This is a genomic window from Chryseobacterium kimseyorum (assembly GCF_025971945.1).
In the GTDB taxonomy this organism is placed as follows: domain Bacteria; phylum Bacteroidota; class Bacteroidia; order Flavobacteriales; family Weeksellaceae; genus Chryseobacterium; species Chryseobacterium kimseyorum.
On the sequence record NZ_JAPDHW010000023.1, the window covers coordinates 24,076 to 45,418 of the forward strand.

Annotated in this window: 21 protein-coding genes; 12 read left to right on the forward strand and 9 right to left on the reverse strand. The window is 37.7% G+C overall.

All coding sequences use genetic code 11. The features are described from left to right. Nucleotides 1–57 precede the first annotated feature (57 nt). From chrA to OMO38_RS19005, 5 genes are all read right to left on the reverse strand, one after another. Nucleotides 58–1,191 carry a chromate efflux transporter gene (gene chrA, locus OMO38_RS18985; protein ID WP_264751753.1) on the reverse strand — a complete coding sequence of 378 codons (1,134 nt, stop codon included), beginning with the start codon at nucleotides 1,189–1,191 and terminating at the stop codon, nucleotides 58–60. Further along, nucleotides 1,181–1,609: a DoxX family protein gene (locus OMO38_RS18990; protein WP_264751754.1), complete on the reverse strand. Its 429-nt coding sequence runs from the start codon at nucleotides 1,607–1,609 to the stop codon at nucleotides 1,181–1,183. The genes chrA and OMO38_RS18990 overlap by 11 nt, the downstream gene beginning before the upstream one ends. Next, nucleotides 1,596–2,243: a class I SAM-dependent methyltransferase gene (locus OMO38_RS18995; RefSeq protein ID WP_264751755.1), complete on the reverse strand. Its 648-nt coding sequence runs from the start codon at nucleotides 2,241–2,243 to the stop codon at nucleotides 1,596–1,598. Before OMO38_RS18995 ends, OMO38_RS18990 begins: the two co-directional genes overlap by 14 nt. Before the next feature lie 12 nt (nucleotides 2,244–2,255). Further along, nucleotides 2,256–2,729, reverse strand: coding sequence for a DUF6428 family protein (locus OMO38_RS19000; RefSeq protein ID WP_264751756.1), 474 nt, complete (start codon nucleotides 2,727–2,729; stop codon nucleotides 2,256–2,258). A 102-nt stretch (nucleotides 2,730–2,831) separates the two neighbouring features. Then, a complete protein-coding gene (locus tag OMO38_RS19005; RefSeq protein ID WP_191177908.1) occupies nucleotides 2,832–3,158 on the reverse strand; it encodes an ArsR/SmtB family transcription factor in 327 nt (108 codons plus the stop codon). A 109-nt stretch (nucleotides 3,159–3,267) separates the two neighbouring features. Between OMO38_RS19005 and OMO38_RS19010 the strand changes: the two genes are divergently transcribed. The 5 genes from OMO38_RS19010 to OMO38_RS19030 all read left to right on the forward strand — a co-directional run bounded on the left by OMO38_RS19010 (nucleotide 3,268) and on the right by OMO38_RS19030 (nucleotide 7,473). Continuing rightward, nucleotides 3,268–3,900, forward strand: a complete 633-nt coding sequence (locus OMO38_RS19010; protein ID WP_264751757.1) for a Crp/Fnr family transcriptional regulator — start codon at nucleotides 3,268–3,270, stop codon at nucleotides 3,898–3,900. A gap of 71 nt (nucleotides 3,901–3,971) precedes the next feature. Beyond that, nucleotides 3,972–4,766, forward strand: coding sequence for a sulfite exporter TauE/SafE family protein (locus OMO38_RS19015; protein ID WP_264751758.1), 795 nt, complete (start codon nucleotides 3,972–3,974; stop codon nucleotides 4,764–4,766). Between the two features lie 212 nt (nucleotides 4,767–4,978). Then, complete coding sequence (locus tag OMO38_RS19020) at nucleotides 4,979–6,391, forward strand: MBL fold metallo-hydrolase (protein WP_264751759.1); 1,413 nt, start codon at nucleotides 4,979–4,981, stop codon at nucleotides 6,389–6,391. Nucleotides 6,392–6,414: 23 nt separating this feature from the next. After that, nucleotides 6,415–6,978 (forward strand): YeeE/YedE family protein, encoded by a 564-nt coding sequence (locus OMO38_RS19025; RefSeq protein ID WP_264751760.1) that lies wholly within the window; start codon nucleotides 6,415–6,417, stop codon nucleotides 6,976–6,978. 12 nt (nucleotides 6,979–6,990) lie between these two features. Beyond that, nucleotides 6,991–7,473: a YeeE/YedE family protein gene (locus tag OMO38_RS19030; RefSeq protein WP_264751761.1), complete on the forward strand. Its 483-nt coding sequence runs from the start codon at nucleotides 6,991–6,993 to the stop codon at nucleotides 7,471–7,473. A gap of 359 nt (nucleotides 7,474–7,832) precedes the next feature. On the opposite strand, the gene OMO38_RS19035 is transcribed toward OMO38_RS19030, so the two are convergent. The 3 genes from OMO38_RS19035 to OMO38_RS19045 all read right to left on the reverse strand — a co-directional run bounded on the left by OMO38_RS19035 (nucleotide 7,833) and on the right by OMO38_RS19045 (nucleotide 12,849). Beyond that, nucleotides 7,833–9,680, reverse strand: a complete 1,848-nt coding sequence (locus OMO38_RS19035) for a chloride channel protein (RefSeq protein ID WP_264751762.1) — start codon at nucleotides 9,678–9,680, stop codon at nucleotides 7,833–7,835. A gap of 152 nt (nucleotides 9,681–9,832) precedes the next feature. Further along, a complete protein-coding gene (gene nhaA, locus OMO38_RS19040; protein WP_264751763.1) occupies nucleotides 9,833–11,176 on the reverse strand; it encodes a Na+/H+ antiporter NhaA in 1,344 nt (447 codons plus the stop codon). 422 nt (nucleotides 11,177–11,598) lie between these two features. Next, entirely contained in the window at nucleotides 11,599–12,849 is a 1,251-nt protein-coding gene (locus OMO38_RS19045) for a pectate lyase family protein (RefSeq protein ID WP_264751764.1), read from the reverse strand. 939 nt (nucleotides 12,850–13,788) lie between these two features. Here OMO38_RS19045 and OMO38_RS19050 point away from each other — a divergent pair. The 4 genes from OMO38_RS19050 (at nucleotide 13,789) to OMO38_RS19065 (ending at nucleotide 17,376) form a co-directional block, all read left to right on the forward strand. After that, on the forward strand, nucleotides 13,789–14,247 hold the full coding sequence (locus tag OMO38_RS19050; protein WP_264751765.1) for a hypothetical protein: 459 nt from the start codon (nucleotides 13,789–13,791) through the stop codon (nucleotides 14,245–14,247). 354 nt (nucleotides 14,248–14,601) lie between these two features. Next, entirely contained in the window at nucleotides 14,602–16,863 is a 2,262-nt protein-coding gene (ccoO, locus tag OMO38_RS19055; RefSeq protein WP_264751766.1) for a cytochrome-c oxidase, cbb3-type subunit II, read from the forward strand. Between the two features lie 11 nt (nucleotides 16,864–16,874). Then, nucleotides 16,875–17,114, forward strand: a complete 240-nt coding sequence (locus tag OMO38_RS19060; protein ID WP_264751767.1) for a hypothetical protein — start codon at nucleotides 16,875–16,877, stop codon at nucleotides 17,112–17,114. A 1-nt stretch (nucleotide 17,115) separates the two neighbouring features. Continuing rightward, nucleotides 17,116–17,376 (forward strand): hypothetical protein, encoded by a 261-nt coding sequence (locus OMO38_RS19065; RefSeq protein WP_264751768.1) that lies wholly within the window; start codon nucleotides 17,116–17,118, stop codon nucleotides 17,374–17,376. Nucleotides 17,377–17,508: 132 nt separating this feature from the next. Here OMO38_RS19065 and OMO38_RS19070 read toward each other — a convergent pair whose 3' ends face one another. After that, a complete protein-coding gene (locus OMO38_RS19070) occupies nucleotides 17,509–17,889 on the reverse strand; it encodes a prevent-host-death protein (RefSeq protein ID WP_264751769.1) in 381 nt (126 codons plus the stop codon). A gap of 258 nt (nucleotides 17,890–18,147) precedes the next feature. Between OMO38_RS19070 and OMO38_RS19075 the strand changes: the two genes are divergently transcribed. The 3 genes from OMO38_RS19075 (at nucleotide 18,148) to OMO38_RS19085 (ending at nucleotide 21,168) form a co-directional block, all read left to right on the forward strand. Beyond that, nucleotides 18,148–18,741, forward strand: a complete 594-nt coding sequence (locus OMO38_RS19075; RefSeq protein WP_264751770.1) for a Crp/Fnr family transcriptional regulator — start codon at nucleotides 18,148–18,150, stop codon at nucleotides 18,739–18,741. 630 nt (nucleotides 18,742–19,371) lie between these two features. Beyond that, nucleotides 19,372–19,932: a YciE/YciF ferroxidase family protein gene (locus tag OMO38_RS19080; protein ID WP_264751771.1), complete on the forward strand. Its 561-nt coding sequence runs from the start codon at nucleotides 19,372–19,374 to the stop codon at nucleotides 19,930–19,932. A 57-nt stretch (nucleotides 19,933–19,989) separates the two neighbouring features. Then, the gene (locus OMO38_RS19085) at nucleotides 19,990–21,168 is read left to right on the forward strand and encodes a PQQ-dependent sugar dehydrogenase (RefSeq protein WP_264751772.1); all 1,179 of its coding nucleotides are present in this window, start codon (nucleotides 19,990–19,992) and stop codon (nucleotides 21,166–21,168) included. The last annotated feature ends 175 nt before the right edge of the window (nucleotides 21,169–21,343 follow it).

The following is a 21,343-nucleotide window of genomic DNA, read 5'->3' on the forward strand; positions in this document are numbered from 1 at the left end:
TTATCTGTTTTTATTAGTATTGATAAGAAGATTTATTTTTAATAATCTTAAGTTTAATTAGATTGTATTTAAAATGTAACCTAATAATGCACCTCCTAATACGATGAACGCACTATTGATTTTTTGATGATTGAAAACAACAAAGGCACTTGCTAATGCGATAATGATCGTTCGCCATTCGGTAATAGTTTCTTTCCCCATTGTGAAGCATATCGCAACTATGATTGCTACAGAAGCTACATTGACGGCATCAAGAAATGCGGAAAGGCTTTTGTATCGCCGAATCCTTTTCATCAATGGTTTGAGCAATGCGACGAAAACAAATGACGGAAGAAATATGGCAATGGTCGAGAGAATGGCACCGGACAAACCGTTGATCTGATAACCGATAAAAGTCACAGACGAGAAAACCGGTCCCGGTGTGACCTGTCCCACTGCGATCGCATCTATTAATTGCTGTCTGGTGATCAAGCCTTTTGCAACCAATTCTGTATCTAAGAATGCAAATAACACATATCCGCTCCCATACAGTATTGAGCCGATCTTCAGGAAGATCCAGAACAATTTGACATTTGTTTCTGAAAGAAATTCACTTTGACCAACCTTGAAAAATAATAAAGGAACAAAACCCTGCATAGTGTTAACATTATTCCTGTTTTGAAACGAGAATACAGCTATGGCCAAGAAGCCCGCACCAAACATCAGATAAATCTCGATGATTCCTGATAAGGAACCTAATAATACAGCCATACCGACCAAAGCCAGGAATGCAGATTTGATCGACTTCTTTGCCAATGGAACCACTGCGCCGATGATCACCGCAATGATCGCAGGCTTGATACCGTAAATGAACGGTTGAACTTGAGGCAGCTGCCCATATTGATGATATAAAAAAGCAAAAACTCCCGTGATCAAAACGGCGGGGAAAATAAAGCACAAGCCAGCTGCTAGCAGACCTTTCCATTCGCCTTTGTCATAGCCGATGTGTATGGCCATTTCCGTACTGTCGGGACCCGGAATGAGGTTGGTTGCTCCCAGCAGATCCAGAAAATGCTGTTCGCTCATCCATTTCCTTTTGGCCACCACTTCATTCTGCATCATGGCAATGTGCGCTGCGGGACCTCCAAAACCGATGATTCCCAGTTTGAGAAAAAGAAGGATGATCTCTGTGATGCTTACCTTATTTTCCATCGGTCATTAACTTATTATCTAATGACCAGTAGCCTCCACCTTTGAGCAGCAAAAAAATGCTTCCCAAAAGCATAGCCCAGTCAGTTCGGCTTCCATGCAGCAGTTCCCATAATCCTTTTTCGATGTAGACTTCTGTTTTTGTAGTGGCAAAAGCAACTAGCATAATAATGATCAAAGGAATGCTGGCCAATCTGGTAAGTAATCCCAGTATTACCATTACGCCACACAGGATTTCAAATGTCCCTACGAGATTTCCGGAAAACTCGGGTAAGGGCAATCCTATTTTTTCAAATCGCCCGGAACCTTGCAACGCTGGGAAAAGCAACTTCTGGATACCTTCCGAAAGGAATACTGCACCAACCATTAGCCTAATTAAAATGGTGGTTTTGCTATTGTCGGTATGGTTAAGCTTTAACATTATCAGAAATGGTGTTTTTTCTTCTGAAGCTGCAGAATACAAAATTCTGAATGGTTTCAAATGGTGTCTTATGATCAACAGAAAAACACTCGACTGCTTCAAAATATTTCTCAAACCGATCTGTCATTGTCTGTTCTGAATATTGTTTAATATCGATACCGCTGCATTTTTTTGGTCCGAGCTTCGAAAAGGTACCGATTACCATCATTCCATTTCTGGAGATTGCATTTCCTGTAGTTTCTATATAATGATCCACATCATTTTCTTCGGTCAAAAAATGAAAGGCCGCCCTGTCGTGCCAAAAATCATATAGTTCTGTTGGTCTGAAATCCAAAATATCTGTAGTGATCCACTGCACTTTGTCGGCTTTGCTTCCTAGCCTTGCTTTTGCCCGTTCTATGGATGTATGGGAAATGTCGAGCACTGTAATATCTTCATACCCTAGCTCAAGCAGATGATCCACAAGAAAACTGTCCCCTCCGCCAATGTCAATAATCTTGGCGGACTTAGGTAAATCGAGCTGGCGGATAAATTGTAAAGAGGTCTCGGGATCAGGCTGATACCAGCTTACCGTTTCCAAAGGTTTATTTTGGTAAATGTTTTCCCAATGCGATCTTTTGTCGAATGCTTCCATATAGAAATTGATTTAGCAACAGCCTCCGCCTGGCGTACAAGTATTAGCATTAGTAACAGGCAGTTCCGCCAGATTCTTTTTCAACTTATCCGAAGGAATTCCGCAAGCATCCTGAGCAAGACAAGCCGTGGTCTTACTTTTCAGAACAAAAACTTTCCCATTGAACTCCAGATCATATTTACCAATGGTATTGCTTTGATATTCCACTTCGATCTCATTATTTTCAATTCCTAATTCCTCCTCAGAAAGTTTAATAATATCGAGCAGTTTACTTGGTTTTAACCGATGCTCGTAGTCATCTGCATTCCATAATTGAAAATTGACCACAGATTCCTGACGAATCGTTCCGCCACAATCAATGAATTTTTTATTGATCTGTCCGACTTCCGTCACGTGGAAATGCTCAGGCACAAAAGTCCCGTCTTCCAATTGAAACTCTACATTCTCCAATGTCGGCAAGATTTCTTTTATTTGTTCTAGTGTCATACTATTTTGATTTAATCGTTTTAATTTTACGGTAGGGTTTTGAAATTCTAATAACATATTGTACTAATGCAATATTGCGATATTTCACAGTAAAAAAATGCATCAACAGCATTTCTGATCGGTAACCGTATTGATAATTTTTGAAAAGTAATCTTTAAGGATCTCGAAAGTATTTTCATCGATGCAGTAACAAACGGAATTTCCTTCAATACTGCCTTTTATCAAACCCGCATTTTTCAGTTCTTTCAAATGCTGGGATATGGTGGGTTGTGCCAAGGGTAATTCATTGACGATGTCTCCCGTGATACACGTATTTACCTTGAGCAGATATTCTATGATGGCGACTCTTGCAGGATGTCCCAATGCTTTTGCTATCACTGCTATTTTATTTTGTTGATCTGTAAAGTGATCAGTTTTCGTAGCTCCCATAATAATTTAATATTGCAATATTACGATATATTTTATTGATAAAAAAAATTATTTGATGTAAAATCGAAAATTTATAAATTAATGTAAATTCGTTGCATATTTTCACATAATGAACCCAAATATAATTTCTTCCGAATTCAGTTCTTCAGCGGAATTAACTAATAAGCTTTATCAAAACGGTATCCTGAAAACATACCACGAAGGTGACATCATTCTGGATGAAAATGCTTCCATACGTTCCATTCCGATTGTAATGAAAGGATTGTTAAAAGTAATAAGGACAGAAGAAGATGGCAGAGAAATTTTACTCTACTACATCAAAGCAGGTGAAAGTTGCATTATGTCGTTTCTTGGTGGGATGCACAATGAGAAAAGTATTGTAAAGGCCGAAGTGGAGGAAGATTCAGAGATCTTGTTTTTACCAATGGATAAAGTTACACTATTCATCAAAGAATATCCGGAATGGCTGGATTACATTTTCAGGCTCTATCACAAACGTTTTGAAGAATTGCTCGATATTATCAATGCGATTGCCTTTAAAAAAGTAGATGAAAGATTACTGAATCTCCTCAGTAAGAAATCAGAAATCTCCCGTTCTAAAACCATCGTAATCACTCACGAACAGCTTGCCAATGAACTCGGAACAGTTAGAGTAGTTGTGTCCAGACTTCTGAAACAGCTGGAAGATTCCGGTAAATTAAAACTGGGTAGAAACAAAATTATCCTTTCAGATTCTATTTAAATTTCCCTATGTAACAAAAGTAGCTGTACAGCTTCACAGATATTTCCATTTTTGCTTTATAGAAATTAAACATGGAAATTTTCGGATATATAGCATCGGTTTTTATAGGTATTTCTTTAGGATTAATAGGGGGTGGCGGAAGTATTCTTACCGTTCCGGTTTTGGTTTATCTATTTGGAATTGACGCTTTTCTCGCTACAGAATATTCATTTTTTATTGTGGGAATCAGCAGTTTGGTTGGCTCCTTTTCTTACTTTAAAAAAGGATTGGTCGATTTCAAAACGGCATTTATTTTTGGCGTTCCATCTATCGTATCCATTTTTCTTACCCGAAATTTTCTTCTTCCTTTAATTCCCGGCGAAGTTTTTAGAAGGGGAAATTTTATAGTGACCAAAGATATTTTTCTTCTGTTGCTATTTGCAGGATTAATGATTACCGCTTCCTATAAAATGATACGGAAAAGAGTGGGATTAAAAATTGAAACAATCGCTTCAGAAAATAACAATACACCTTTAGCAGTAGCTGAAGGATCTGTAGTCGGTATCCTGACAGGTCTGGTAGGAGCAGGGGGTGGATTTATAATTATTCCTGCCTTGGTCAATCTTCTGAAAACGCCAATGAAAGTTGCTATTGGAACCTCTCTGATTATCATCTCCCTAAATTCTCTGATCGGATTTTTTTCATCCAGTAATCACATCAGAATAGATTGGAATTTATTAGGAAGAATCTCCGCGATTGCAGTTGTTGGAATAATCATTGGGGCACAATTATCAAAGAAAATTGATGGCAAAAAGCTAAAACCTGTATTCGGATGGTTTATTCTGGTGATGGGAATTTACATTATTATTAAAGAACTTTTCTTCTAATATTATTTGGGCAGCTTAATCCGCCTTCCACTCCCGCTTTTTGCTCGTCGTTCCTCCTCACAAAAAGAGCTCCGTTCAAGTCGGGCTGCAAACATTCGGTATTTCAAAATAGGACATAATTTATTAAAACTCTTATGTAACAAAAGTAGCTGTACAACATAAAACAAAGACAGAAATTTGTATCAAATTAAAATTAAATAAAAAATATCAAAATGCAAATAGAACAGATTTATACGGGATGTTTAGCTCAGGGAGCATACTACATCGTTTCTGAAGGTGAAGCGGCAATCCTTGATCCTTTAAGAGAAACTCAACCTTACATTGACAGACTAGAAAAAGACAATGTAAAATTAAAATACATTTTTGAAACGCATTTTCACGCAGATTTTGTGAGTGGCCACGTTGATTTAAGTAAAAAAACAAATGCGCCAATCGTGTACGGACCAACTGCAAAGCCCGAATTCAATGCGATTATTGCCGAGGACAATCAGGTTTTTGAAGTGGGAAAAATCAAAATCAAAGTTATGCATACGCCGGGGCATACGATGGAAAGTTCTTCCTTTTTGTTAATCGATGAAAACGGAAAGAAAAAAGCACTTTTCAGTGGAGATACTTTGTTTCTCGGCGATGTTGGTCGTCCTGATTTAGCTCAGAAATCGGCGAATATGACTCAGGAAGAATTGGCAGGACTTCTTTACGAAAGTTTATACCAAAAAATTCTCCCTTTAGATGATGAGATTATTGTTTATCCCGCGCACGGAGCGGGTTCTGCCTGCGGAAAAAATATGCAGAAAGAAACAGTTGATACGTTGGGTAATCAAAAGAAAACCAATTATGCATTGATTCAAAAAGATAAAGAAAGTTTTATCAAAGCTGTGACAGACGGACTTCTTCCGCCGCCGGCTTATTTCGGGATGAATGTAGCGATGAATAAAAAAGGCTACGACAGTTTTGATGAGGTTTTGTCAAAAGGTCTTCACTCTCTTTCTCCTGAAGAATTTGAGGAAATGGCAGAACATTCAGGAGCTTTTATTTTGGATGTTAGAAATAATGAAGATTTTGCAAAAGGTTTTGTTCCTCAATCTGTTAATATCGGATTAAACGGAGATTTCGCACCTTGGGTCGGAGCTCTGATTGTAGATATAAAACAACCTATTTTGTTAATTACCGATGAAAATTATGAGGAGGAAACGGTTACAAGACTCAGTAGAGTAGGGTTTGACAATGTTTTAGGTTTTCTAAAAGGTAGTTTTGAAGCCTGGAAAAACAGTGGAAAAGAAATTGACAAAGTTCATCGAATTTCTGCTACAGATTTTGAAAAGGAAATTAAAAATAAAGAGGTGAAGATTATTGATGTACGAAAAGAAAGTGAGTATGAAGCGGAACACGTCAATGAAGCCTACAGTAAACCTTTGGCTTACATCAATGAGTGGGTTAACCATATTGAACCGACCGAACATTTTTATCTTCATTGTGCAGGCGGGTACCGAAGTATGATGGCGGCGAGCATTCTCCTGGCAAGAGGTTACCGGAATTTTACCGAAATTGAAGGTGGATTTAAAGCCATCACACAAACTGATGTCCCCAAAAGCGATTTCGTTTGTCAAAGTAAAGTTTTGAAGTAATTTTAAATCAAATAAGTAAATTAATGTTAGATATCATAAAAGAACCCTGGCCTTGGTATATTGCAGGCCCGCTGATAGGTCTTACCGTTCCGGCTTTGCTGATTTTAGGCAATAAATCTTTCGGGATCAGTTCGTCGTTACGCCATATTTGTGCAGCCTGTATTCCAGCAAACGTGAGTTTTTTCAAATATGACTGGAAAAAAGAATCCTGGAACTTATTTTTTATCCTCGGTATTTTCTTCGGAGGAATGATTGCTGCTCATTTACTAATGATTCCTGGAGAAATTACAGTCAATTCAAACCTTAAAGCAGAATTGGCAACCTATGGGATCACGGATTACAGCGATCTTGTTCCGAAACAACTGATGAATTTTGAAAGTTTATTGACGTTAAAAGGAGTCATTCTGATGGTTGTCGGCGGATTTTTGGTTGGCTTCGGAACCCGATATGCGGGAGGCTGCACCAGCGGACACGCCATAATGGGACTTTCCAATCTTCAATGGCCGTCTTTAGTAGCAACGATCTGCTTTATGATTGGCGGTTTTTTAATGGCAAACGTGATTTTGCCCATCATTCTTTCACTCTAAATGTATCTAATAATGAAAAAAGAAACAGATATACGTCACCAAGATACCATTTGTACCAACGAAAGCCATCTTCAGCACAAATGGTATCGCAATATTAAATATTTAATTGTTGGTATTTTATTCGGAATCGTGTTTGTAAAAGCGGAGATTATCAGTTGGTTCAGAATCCAGGAAATGTTCCGTCTCCAGTCGTTTCATATGTACGGCGTGATTGGAAGCGCAGTTGTGACGGGGATGATTTCCGTTTGGATCCTCAAAAAATTTAAAGTTAAAACTATTTACGGAGAAAAAATTTCCATTGCTCCTAAAACTTTTAACAAAGGACAAATTTACGGAGGTTTGATCTTCGGGTTTGGCTGGGCCATCACGGGTGCCTGTCCGGGACCTCTTTTTGCACAGATCGGAACAGGAGCTTTTGGCATTGTTATTACTTTAATGAGTGCCGTAATCGGAACATGGATTTATGGTTATTTTAAAGATAAGTTACCACATTGAAAAATTATTATATTGATCTAAGATCATAAAATTTATTTGATCAATAGCCACTAGAAACCTATTTTTAGATCTTGAGTGAATGTTTAATTGATGACAGAAATAACTTTGGCTTTATCAAGTTTCTTTTGTAGACTAAAATAATTTACAACAGCACCTGTAAAACAGCAAATAATATAGACGGCACAGGATCTGCCGTGTAGCTTTCAGATAAGAAACGAAAGACACCCTCAAACACTATAGTTAAATTAAGAGCTGCTTTACAAATGTGGGCTAAATAAAAAAAGAGTTGCTCTACTAAAGGCAAAAAGGAGATGACTGAGTTATGATATTATTCTACAATCATAATCTGATTAATCAGATTAATCTGAATAATCCCTTAATAAGTCCCGATAACTGGTAAGTATTGAAGATTTAGAAATGAAACCGAGAAAAATATTTTCTTCATCTACTACCGGAAGACTCCAGGTGTCGGTATTGTCAAAGATCTGAAGGATGTCCCTGGCTTTGTCCTCCGGATGAATAAAAGCAGCAGGGGCTCTCATCAATTTTGTTAACGTCGGCATTGCATTATTTCCGGTACAAAAACAATATGGTCTGATGTCATCCAGTGTAAGAATACCCCTCAATTTTTTATCAATGTCAATAACTGCGAAAATATTCTTATTGCCATTCTTTACTAAATTGGACAGTTCTTCTATCCCAGCATTTTCATTTATAGTTTGGGAATATTTATCGATTAAATCTCCAGTATGCAAGGCAAATAAAAGATTCTTGTCGTGCTGACTGGTAAAGATCTTCCCCTCTTCCGCCAGTGATTTAAGTTCTGGGGAAATCGGAGAGAACCATTTTGCAATGAGATACGAGATCACCGAAACGATCATCAACGGAATGAAAAGGTCATATCCGAAGCTGGATTCTGCAATAAGAAATATTGCTGTTAGTGGTGCGTACAAAACGCCGCTCATTGCGCCGGCCATTCCCACAAGAACAAGGTTAGACACGGGCACATCCTTGAATCCGAACTGCTGGCAGACTATTGCAAACAAAAATCCAACAGTACCTCCGGCAAATAGGGAAGGTGCGAAATTTCCACCATTACCACCGCTGAAAATGGTGAAGGAGGTAGCAAAGGCCTTTAATAGACAGATTAAAACTAAAAATATAATGATCGTCCATTGTTTGATCTCAAAATACCGAAAAAGGCTGTTTTCTATAATAGAGTTTGTGTTTCCATTGGTAAAAGTTTTTACCGTGTCATATCCCTCACCGAATAATGGTGGAAAGAGCACACAAAGTAAAGATAGTATAGCGCCACCCAGCATTGCTTTTCGGATACGAGGCATCTGCAGTTCCTTCATAAAATGTTCGACCTTTTGTGAAATGATCAGAAAATATCTTGCATATATTCCGGTCACAATACCTAAAACAAGATAGTAGGGAAGATTCCGGTAATCGAAGGCCTCCCTTGTATGAAATCTGAAAAGGATATCTTCCTGAAGAAGGATCCGGGAGAGTAGACTTCCGCAGACCGCCGCAACTACCAAAGGAATAAAATCTGTGAAAACTACTCCTGTCAATAGAATCTCAAAAGCAAACATAACGCCTGCGATCGGGGCATTGAAGGCTGAAGCAACACCTGCTGTGGCGCCTGCTGCCAATAGCAGAGTTCTTTCTTTGTAATTGAGTCGATAGGTCTGCGCATAATTGGAGCCGATCGCTGCGCCAGTGACGGCAATTGGACTTTCCAGACCCGCTGATCCTCCGAGACCCACCGTAATGGCACTTTGTACGATTTGAGAGTAGGTTTTTACATAAGAAACAATGCTTGAGTTTTGGGCGATTTCATACAGGATCGCACCAATTCCTTTTCTGTCCTGGCCTTTGAATATGGTAAGGACGATAGTGGTGGTCAATACAATTCCCAAGAAGGGAAAGATGACGTAGAATAAGATCTGGTATTCAAAATGTACTTTGTGTGTAATGAAGAAATGGATGTTGTGAACAATTGTTTTCAGGAGAACACCTGCTAAACCGGCCGTACAGCCAACAAGAATACCGGAGAGCAGAAGGAACTGACTTCTACTGAGCCTATTATTGAGCCAATGCAGGATCAATTCATAGCTACGCGCCTTTTCAAGGCCATATTGTTGAAAGTCTCTTTTAAATCTAAGAAAACTTATTAATCGTTTTTTATTATGAATTTTCACTTCTATAATGTTATCTTATGAATTAAATGGGCATTTCCGCTGCCATTTTATATTGTGGATGAAATACAAAGAATGATAGATTAGATGTTTCATTTTTCAATACCTTATCAACTTGTTCTTTCCAACTATGGAGATCAAGGAAATTAAAAATATTATTCATCGATTCCTTTCTTTTCTGAATTACTGTTAAGGATCACATAGCCAATAATCCCGCCAATAATTGAGGCGGCAAATATTCCGATCTTCGCCTGGGTCTTGTACTCCTCGTGGGTAAAAGCTAGGGATGTGATAAACAACGACATTGTAAATCCTATGGATGCCAGAAAACCAATTCCCAAAAGATTACGGATATTCATACCCTCCGGTAATTTTACTACTTTCAATTTTATGAAGACAGCGGTGAATCCGACCACACCCAAAACCTTCCCAAGTAACAAACCCAAAGCGACACCTAATGCCACATTGGTATCAACCAGGCTATTAAGATCAATATCGAGTGAAACTCCGGCGTTGGCAATGGCAAAGACAGGAATAATGAAGAACGTCACGAAAGGATGCATTGCGTGTTCTAGTCTTTGCAGTGGAGGTGTTGCAGCAATAGTAGCCTCATTTATTTTTTCCAGCACGTGCAGCTGGTCATTGGTGAGGGTCGGTGTATTTTCCATAGGGTCTATATTTTTAAAAGATTCCAGGTAGTTGCTTATTTTTAATATAAAGACGGTCTCTTTGATCTTCACATCCGCAGGGATGGTAAATGCGGCCAATACTGCAGCAATCGTGGCGTGAACGCCGGAAATTATAAAACAGGTCCAAACGCCTGCAATCCCCAAAAATGCAAAGAAAAAGACAGACCTGATTCCCAATCTACTTCCTAGATACATTACGCCTAAAATCAGCAGGCCAATGATCAGATAAGTCATCTCAATGTTGGAAGTGTAGAAAAGTGCGATAACAAGAACAGCTCCCAGATCATCAACGATTGCGAGAGCTGTCAAAAACACTTTTAATGAAAGTGGGATCTTTTTACCCAAGAGAAAGAGAACACCCAGAGCAAAGGCGATATCCGTGGCCATTGGGATGCCCCAACCTTGATGCATCTCTCCGGTAGGGTTGAGCAAAAGATAGATTAATGCAGGCATTAGCATTCCTCCGATGGCGGCAACAATCGGAAGCATCGCCTTTCTCGGATTAGACAATTCTCCGCCAATGATCTCGCGTTTAAGCTCAAGACCGACTACGAAGAAGAAGATCGACATCAATCCGTCATTGATCCAGTGGTGGACACTGAAATCAAAATGGCTTTTGCCATTCCATCTGAATCCAAAAGTCTGTTCAAGAAAATGGTGGTAGTCCTCCGACAGACCGGTATTAGCCAATATCAATGCGATAATAACGCTAATCCCCAGAAGCAGTCCTCCTGATTTTTCCTGTTGTATAAATCTCTGAAGAGGCTGCGTTATTTTATCGATGGGCTTTGTGTTGTAGATATTAGTCATAATTTTTTAGAGATGTAAATCGCAAATTTATGAATCTAAAATCTATATTTCCTTCGAAAATATTTTTTTAAATTTATTAGCTTTAACTCTACATTAAATATCTACTAAAATATAGCTGTTACTTGTCTGTGTATTCATCTCTGGTTACGTAGTGGCAGGTTAATATGCCGGGGTTGATGTGCGGTAAATGGCTGCGGAGTTTAATTTTAGAGAAAGTATTAATGTACTTCTGCTAAATGGCAGTTTGTGATAATGGAATTGCTGAACACAAGATCTCAAAGTCTTGACGCCGTCGTTGCTGCTTATTCTTCTAAACTGTTGGGATGCTCGCAAAAAGGAGTTTTTTTGTCAAATTATTGCTGTCTCCGTTTGATATTAAGCGTCCAATCAATTCATGGTAATTTTCCATATGAATTTTCGTGCTATTTTACAATGCTGTTGATATAGTTTTCCAGATTCGTAAAGCCTGTTTGGGTTATAGTTGCTGCATCTGCGGCATCATTCATATTTAGCTTTTTTTCACTTTCCCAGCGATCCGGTATTCCGTCTGCGTCAGTGTCCTTTAATTTTGAGGTCTTGGCTTTCACTTTCGGTTGTCCGCCAGCATCAACTTCAGTTTTAAAGATCTGACCTTTTTTACCAAGGCTTTTAAAATAACCAATGATTCGCTTATCTACTGCATCGCGTCTTAAAGAAGAACCTGCTTCCGCCATGACAATTTTCCAGGCATCTGATGCAGCATGAATAGTAACATTACTTCTCAGTAATGCTGACGGTTCTTTTATTAGAGTTGCTTTTTGTCTGATAAAATCTTCATCATTCACCAACCGTCCGTTTACTTTACCATCTTTATTGAGATCAATATAATTATCTCTGTGATATACGTGATCTGTAGCAGTAAACATACTTAAAAAATCACTGGTAGAACTTGGTCCTGCAATAAAGTAGTTTCCCACAATATCCTGGAAGTGGTCTGTTGCCGAATGTCCTCCAACGAATGCACTTTTACCCCAATTGTAGACCACATTATTAATATATTCGATCTTTGCCTTCGCTTTAGGATTGCGGCTCTGGTTCCCTGTCCATAGACAATGGTGTACCGTTATATCTTTAGGATTCTCCAGAAGTGCCCCGAAACGTTGAGGGTCTATGCCTTCTCCGATAAGGCAGTATTGAAAAGTTATATTGCTGCTGTTCTTTACGTGTAGGTTGTCCCATCTGCCCCATTCGATGGAAACGTGGTCAAAGATAATATCCTTCAAATCATCTGCTACCACGGTGCATGCACCTTTGGGCATATCAATGCTTCCTCTGAATCTCATGTACCTGACAATTGTATTTCCACCAAAAGATACACCGTTGCCGTAAACCGTTACACCGATTCCGGGTGCGGTCTGTCCTGCAATTGTAATTCCTGGAGCAGCCGAGATCTTTTCTTTGATCTTGATCACACCTGCAATATCAAAAACAACAGTTCTACCGCTCTTGCTTACGGCGTCCCTAAATGAACCTGCTCCTGCGTCGTTGAGATTGGTTACATGATAAACTGTTCCGCCACGACCGCCGGATGCAAAACGACCAAAGCCTTCAGCTCCAGGAAATGCCAGCTGTTGTGCATTGCTCATCAAATTAAAATAACATAAAATGAATGGTAGGGTTATTTTCCAAAGCATAGCCATTTGATTTATAGCGAAATTAGTGCGAACATATTGATAGAGTGTCCTGCACTTTCCGTTCTAAAAATCTCAATCGATTCAACTCTCAGTAAACTACGCTGTCAACTCAACCAATCGTATTATAATATGTGTTATATAATCCAATATTTTAATCAAATCGATGTTGTTATCATTTTCAAAGCTTGATCCATTCAAGATCAAAATTAGAGACATAAAACTTTCAATTATAGACTTATAAAAATGTAAGTGAGTCAAGTGATATGGATCTTGATTTCGTCCTGCGGATAAAGTCAATTTCTTAAGTTCTTTATGAAATCACAGCTGATGTAAGATTATACTGCTTTATAGTTCTAAATTCCTTTTCCATTTTTTAAGACGTTGATTTATCGTCATAGAGCTGATTTGGCAAAAGTGTGCTATACATTATGAAATGTCTGCTGTTATGATCATTGTCATAAGATCAGTTTACTCTTGTTTATACATTTGAATTACCAAAACAAATCTAGTATATGGAAACAATATATTCTTTAGCTCTTTTAACAGTGCTACCGAAAGTCGCTAGCAAATCGATAGTTCAGCCAGTATGTCCGTTTAAAAAAGGCTCTGTTGTTAGCAAATATTCGCTAATGCTAAGCTGCAAGCTGGCATCTACATAATCAATAGTAAGTAAAATAACTTTTGACCAGATTGCGAAGTGACTTCTATATAAACAAACTATGTCAACTTTAATTGGTGCTTTAGATTCGGAAGAATTATATTTTCACCCTGCGAAAATTTATTATACCAAATCCATAAGCACAGTTTTCAACCCGTAAACCGGGCAATTGCTCAAGATATTGTTTTAAAAGGTTAAATTCTATGTTTTTAAAAGCTGGAAAGCCAATAAAATAGTTTTGCGTTATGTGACTTTTTATTCTCTACAAATTAACATATGATATGAGATATCTTGCTTTAATTTTTACTTTCTTCTTTTGTTGTAGTTATGCTCAGATATTAGATGCTATCCAAATAAATGAGATTGGACAGCATGAATTTGATGTTCTAGATGATCTTATGGTTTCAAAACATAAATTCACGCGTGTTAAGGATATTGAAGATGAAAATCAAAAAGTTTATACTAATGACAGTGACCATTTAGAACAATTGATGGTAGTGACTGTTTTTAGAAATTCGAATGGTTGTTCGAATGTGTTGAGTATTGTTGACAAATCTGCGATAAATGTCCTTCAATTGAAAAATGATCTTCCACAAGAAGGGTATGTATATCAAGGGAAAAAGAAGATGTCAGAGGATTTAATAGTTTCTCAGTTTAGTAAAGGAAAATTACATGTTCTGATCTCTGATACCATAACAGCATCTGGAGCTTACCAGATATTGTTAATATGTAGTAATTAAAAATCATTTTAATCAATATAATACTTGAAGTTATTAGCTTAGATTATTGTCGGATCAATTGTTGGGCTATTAGCCAAATTGATATTAAGGGATTTTTCAAGAGTGTCTTGGATGGTGACTATTATGCTTAGCAATACCGGAGCTGTCGTTGCTGGACTTCTCTCAGCAACTATTAGCTTAACGCCTGCGGGCGCCTGGGAAATTGGCTCTGTTGGTACTATGATTTCGGGATCAATAAGTTTACTTTTAATTCATCAGATATTTGAAAAGTATTGACATTATCTGTACAATAGATATACACATTATTTAATTAAACTCATTTTTATTATTCAGTAATAACATATAAAGATTCTTATGGAGCCAGAAAAATTTAGTTACGACAATTCTATTGTGAAAGCATTTTTATATGCTACTGTTGTGTTCGCGCTCTTCGGATTTATTTTTGGACTCACAGCAGCCTTGCTATTGTTTTATCCAGAACTTCCCGAATATTTATTCGGAACTGATGATCCTACAATCAAATCATTTTCTGCACAAAATATACAGGGTTTAATGAATACTCAGGGTGCTTTCGGATTTGGTCGGATCAGGATGCTTCACACAACGAGTGTAATTTTTGCTTTTGTATGTAATAATGTATTTGTCGGGATATATTATTCACTCCAAAGATTATTGAAAACCCGAATGTATAGTGATGTTCTGTCATGGATTCATTTTTGGTCTTGGCAATTCATGATTGTAACCACCTACATTACATTTTTTATGGGAATTAATACATCAAAAGAGTATGCGGAACACGAATGGGCAATTGACATTTTAATCGGTTTCTCATGGATTGTATTTGGACTCAATATGTTTCTGACGATTGCTCATCGCAGAGTCAGACATTTATACGTCGCAATTTGGTTTTATGTAGGTACTTGGATAGCATTTGTCATGCTTCATATCTTTAACAATCTTGAAGTTCCGTTAAGTTTTAGTGGATGGAAATCGTATTCTATGTATGCAGGAGTGAAGGATGCCGTTGTTCAATGGTGGTATGGACATAACGCAGTTGCTTTTATTCTTACAACACCGGTATTGGGGTTGATGTACTACTTTTTGCCGAAAGCAGCAGATCGTCCCGTATTTTCTTATAAATTATCAATTATTCATTTCTGGTCATTGATATTTGTTTATATATGGGCAGGGCCCCACCATCTGCAATACACGTCAATACCGGCATGGGCTCAGGCAGTTGGTACCGGATTTTCGATCATGCTTATAGCACCATCTTGGGGTGGTATGTTGAATGGTCTCTTAACGCTGCGAGGTTCATGGGATAAAGTAAGAGTAAACCCTATATTAAAATTTTTCGTTGTTGCTGTAACATGTTACGGAATGGCAACATTTGAAGGACCTCTTTTGGCTACCAAAAACATTAATAAAATAGGACACTTTACTGACTGGGTTATCGGTCACGTACATGTTGGTGCATTAGGGTGGAATGGTTTTATGGCGTTCGGAGTGATTTATTATTTGATTCCTATTCTTTGGCGAACGCAGCTTTGGTCTGTAAAATTGGCCAACTGGCACTTTTGGCTGGGTACTTTTGGCATTATTTTTTATGTGGTACCAATGTATATTTCCGGTTTTACACAAGGGTTGATGTGGAAACAGTTTAATCCAGATGGAACATTACTTTGGAAAAACTGGCTGGACACTGTAACTGCCATAATTCCGTATTTTCAATTGAGATTTGTGGGAGGACTGTTTTATTTGTCCGGTGGAGTTTTAATGGTAATTAATTTGGTAGCAACAGTTAGAAAGGGTTCTTTTCAGAAGAATGTACACGCAGAAGCCTTTGCTCTGGCAGATATCAGCAATAAACGTAAAGAAGGTGAGGGTGCGCATTTGTGGCTTGAACGGATGCCTGTTCTGATGGGAATATTGTCTTTTGTTGCAATCTCGATCGGAAGTATGACGGAAATACTTCCCACATTGTCAATGGACAAATCGGTTCCTATTATCTCAGCAGTAAAACCATATTCACCTTTAGAACTGGAAGGAAGGGATATTTACATCCGGGAGGGATGTAATGCATGTCATACACAGATGGTGCGACCTTTTAGAGATGAAATTACCAGATTTAATGGAAAGAACGGACAGTATTCGAAAGCTGGAGAATTTATTTATGACCGTCCATTCCTTTGGGGATCCAAAAGAACTGGACCCGACCTGCATAGGGAGGGTGGCAGAAATCCAAGTTCATGGCATTACAAACATATGTACAATCCTAGATCCACATCTGCAGGTTCTATAATGCCGCGATATCCTTGGTTAATTTCCAATAATTTAGATCGGTCTACAATGGTCAGTAAAATTAAACTGATGAAAGATGCTTTTAACGTTCCTTACACAAAAGCTCAAATTGATTCAGCTGACCGATGGGCTGACAACCAGGCAGCAGAAATAGTGAAAGACATTTTTGTCGAAGCTCAGGATTTAAAAACTGCTTATTCGACCAGAAAGGCAGGAGAATTGGAGAGAAAAGAAATTATTGCCTTGATTGCATATCTCCAGAGACTAGGAACTGACATCAGAACCAATGAAATTAAAACTGCTTCGACCAACTAAATATACTGTGTATGAAAAACTTGATTATTGTATTACTCGCAGATAAAGAAGATTATGGGATGTTTGAAGTCTTATCGACAATCAGTGTTATGCTTTTGATTTTAGCCATTGTTCTTTATGTATTTACTAGAAAACATCGCCGGGAAGAGGTTCGTGCACCTCTTGAAGATGATGGTAGTGGTGAAGCGGAATCCCATACGAATGACTTTGAGAAATCAGAAACTGATATTGATTCTAAGAACAGAAATTAAAATGAAAAGTACGAGATATACAGCGCTTACCATTTTATTGGTACTAATTAATTGCGCTCAGAAGAAAGAAGGTCGTGAAGATTACAAGAATGAGCATGACAAAGATTTTCTTCGTAACAAAGTTGGGAATTCTGCTGTACCAAATTCTGAAAAAGCAATTACAGTGGATGATTCGTCGACAGTTTCAAAACAGGCGGAGGAATCACCAACTAATTACAAAAAAAATAATAAACCAAACACTGGTGTGGGCGGAGCAAGGTAAAAACTGTAAGATTTACAAAATAAAATTTTGTAAATTATTTCTGCCAGATTATACTGATGCCGCACAGTTAACTTAAAGATATCGAGCTTAAAAACTTCGTAAGGAAAACTCTTTAAGAACAATATTCTCAATTTAGGTGGATTTCGAAAGGGCTGAATTCAACTCATAATTATTGAGCACCAACTTTAAGATAAAATATACATAGTCCTGTTCAAATGTTAATTTATTCTTCAATTCTTTAGATATATCAACGGATTGTAAATCCTTTGATAACTGCGCATAAATGGTTAAGTCGTCACCGATTACACGTATTCGAGAGTTGCCATCAATTTTCTTAACGAGTTGATCATTCAAGGTTCGTACTTTTACAAAGACTTCAATTAATTTAGGATTAAGATTCATGCGTCCAGCATATCTCTCAATGATGTTGATCTTAAACGACTCAAATGTAATCATATTAAATACCAGTGATGAAGAAGGATCCTGAGTGTTGATTTCTAGTTTGTAATTCATGAATTTGATATTGTTATTCTAACTTAAAATTTAAGGGCTTAAATTTATGAAAGAATTTTTTTTACTAGTATGTTTTAGACCATAGGTCCTGACATAAAATAATTTGGAGTTAAAAAATTGCTATGGCATTAAAGATCTAGAAAATCTTTTTCAATCAGTGATCACAGTCATAAAGACAAATATACATAAATGGTATTTTAGAATATTCTGTAATGACCAATAATTTTTAAGATTATCAATCACAATAAATAACTAATTATGATTATTGATGAAAAGCTACTTATAGCTTCTAAAACTGAATTAATCGTTCTTTCAAGGGAAGAAGACCTCTTTTCAGTAGGAGATATTCCTCAAAATTATTTTCAGGTTAAGAGTGGATGCTTAAAAGTTATAAACGAAAGAGAGGGTAATCGTCAATTTATTCATGATTTTTCTAATGCGGGAGACCCGGTAGGGGAAACATTTTTATTTACTGACAATCCTTATAACATTACTGCAATTGCACTTAATTCATGTAGTGTTTATGCATTGCCTAGGGAAACATTCTACAAATTTCTACTAAATTACCCAAACATACAGTCGAGACTCATTCAACATATTTCTGATAGCGCCAACTATAGGATGACGTTAATAAATCAGATAGCGTATAGTGAACCACGTCAAAAGATTATCGCAGTAATTGATCACTTTAAAATGCTGAAAAAGCATCGAAAAAAGCGATACGAGGTCCCATTTACAAGACAGCAATTGGCTTCGTTGACAGGTCTGCGTGTTGAGACCGTTATACGTACGGTAAAAACGATGGAATTTGAAAACATCGTTAAAATTATTGATGGGAAAATTTTCATATAGTTATTAAGTACCCTATAATTTAAAATATATGTGCTATTAAATAATGAATTAATAATCTGAAGATCTTTACTAAATTTTAACTGTGTTGGAATACCCCCACCCCCAATAAAGATCCTACCATTAATGACCTCGAAAGAGCTTCGATTTTCAAGTCATTAGAAGTAAGTGCAAACTGAACTTTCTTCCTGATCATGTAAGAAACCATACCAATTACCTACGTCATCTTATCTTGCCATATTCTGATTATCTTCATTTATAATCCCATTATAGAAGATCTTTAGAAGTATCTCTTTAGTATTCCAGCTCCATAATGCGGTCTTTCATAGCACATTGAAATAAATAATTCCAGTTGTTCGATACTGAATACTACAGTTTCATAGCTCTGTAGTCATCATAGCTTTATGACTACATATTGCTGTTGGTATAAGTATCTTAGATTACGTGCAGAAGTGTACTTGGCAAAAAAACAATTTTTCATCGCAACATTGTATTTGTCATATCACATAGCTTCCGCTTTTTAGATTAAAAAATGAGCATGTTAAGTCATTATGACTAATGTCATAAAACAGGATGTTATTATGAATGATCTTTGTTATTAACGCTTATACAATCATCTAAAACAAATTATATATGAAAAAGACAGAAAATCAGAATGCAAATTCTACGGGAAACATCAAGGCAAAATCTTCAGCGGCGGAAGGGCTGAGAGAATTGTTCATCGATGAGTTGAAAGACATTATTTATGCAGAAAGGGCATTGCTGAAATCTTTGCCGAAAATGGCTAAAAATGCAACCGAACCTAAACTTGTATCTGCAATAGAAGAGCATGTAAAAGTTACGGAAGGTCAAGTGCAAAGATTAGATCAGATCTTTGAAATTCTTGGGGAATCTAACCGGGGTAAAAAATGCGATGCCATGGAAGGTCTTATTAAGGAAGGTGAAAGTATTATGGAAGAAACAGAAGCAGGTCCTGTGAGAGATGCGGGAATCATTTCCGCTTCGCAGAAGATCGAACATTATGAGATTGCATCTTATGGAACATTGGCTGCTTTCGCAAAAACGCTTGGCGAAGACGAAATTTCCTCACTACTTGAAGCGACCCTTGCAGAAGAAAAAGAAGCAGACGCATTGTTAACTGATTCTGCATATAACACTATCAATTTTGAAGCTGCTGAAGAGGATAATAATTAAATAACTTTACATCAAGCTGGTTTTGCAGCTTGATGTTTTTTTAAACCCATATAATAGATGAGCACGCACTATATTTTTAAAGTTATTCCTATCGTTACGGCTTTTGTGTTTTCATCGGTGTCGGCACAGCGAGGAATTCCTCCCAAGGATATTACAAAAATTACCCATTCTACCAATTACCCGGAACATCTCGATTTCCTCCCCGAAATGGTTAATCTCTTAAAAGTTCCGGACGGATGGACGGTATCGATCGCTGCTTCAGGTTTAGGAAAACCGAGAATGCTTTATCATACTCCCAATGGAAATCTTTACATCACAAGACGTGATACAGGAGATGTGCTCCTTTTAAAAGATACCAACAACGACGGCAAATTTGAGGAAGTAAAAACTGTGGTAGCAGAATTTAAAGGCGTCCACGGAATTACTATGAAAGATGGATTGATGTATTTATGTAACAATAATGAATTGCGCAGATACACAGTCAACACAGACGGAACATTGTCCAATAAACAAATGCTTTTTAATGATATGCCGAGTGCAGGACAACATCCCAACAGAACCATGGATTTCGGGCCGGATGGTAAGCTTTATATTTCAATCGGAACACTCTGTAATGACTGTAAAGAGTCCGACCGCGAGGCTGCAACGATGATACAGGTTGATCCTTCTACAGGGAAAAGAATGATTTTCGCATCAGGTCTTCGGAACACCATCGGTTTTGACTGGCATCCACAGACCAATGAACTTTGGGGAATGGATAACGGCGGTGATGCAAAGGGTGATGACTGGCCACCGGAAGAACTTAACAATATAAAAGAAGGTAAAAACTACGGATATCCTTTTGCGTATGCCAAAAAGGAGGTTGATAAAACCCGTGAAGACCCGGCAGGAAACAGCAAAGAAAAATGGGTAGAAACCACTGAGCCTTCTTCTGCCGAATACCAGGCGCATATGGCACCTATCGGATTTCAGTTTTTCCCGGCAGGTTCTCCTTACAGTGGAGACGCGTTGGTTAGCTGGCACGGATCCTGGAACAGAAGCAAACCTGTTGGTTTTAAAGTGCAGAGAATCAGGTTTTCTAACGGCAAGCCGATAGGGGCAGATGACTTTTTAACTGGTTTCCTTAAAGGTAAAACGAGATTTGGAAGGCCCGCAGGTGTGGCAATTACGGCATCAGGTACTGTCTATATATCTGACGATGCCAACGGTGTCCTTTACAGTATTAAGCAAAAATAAAAAAGTATGAAAAAATTAATAGTATGCTTACTGATGGTAGGCTGTGCCGCTGCCATTCCTGATCAGCCTACGGCAAGAATTGAATTTAATGCTCCGGAATCTTATCCTGAAGGAATTGCTTATGACAGTATTTCAAATGTTTATTTTGTGTCCTCAGCAAGACTTGGCAGCATCG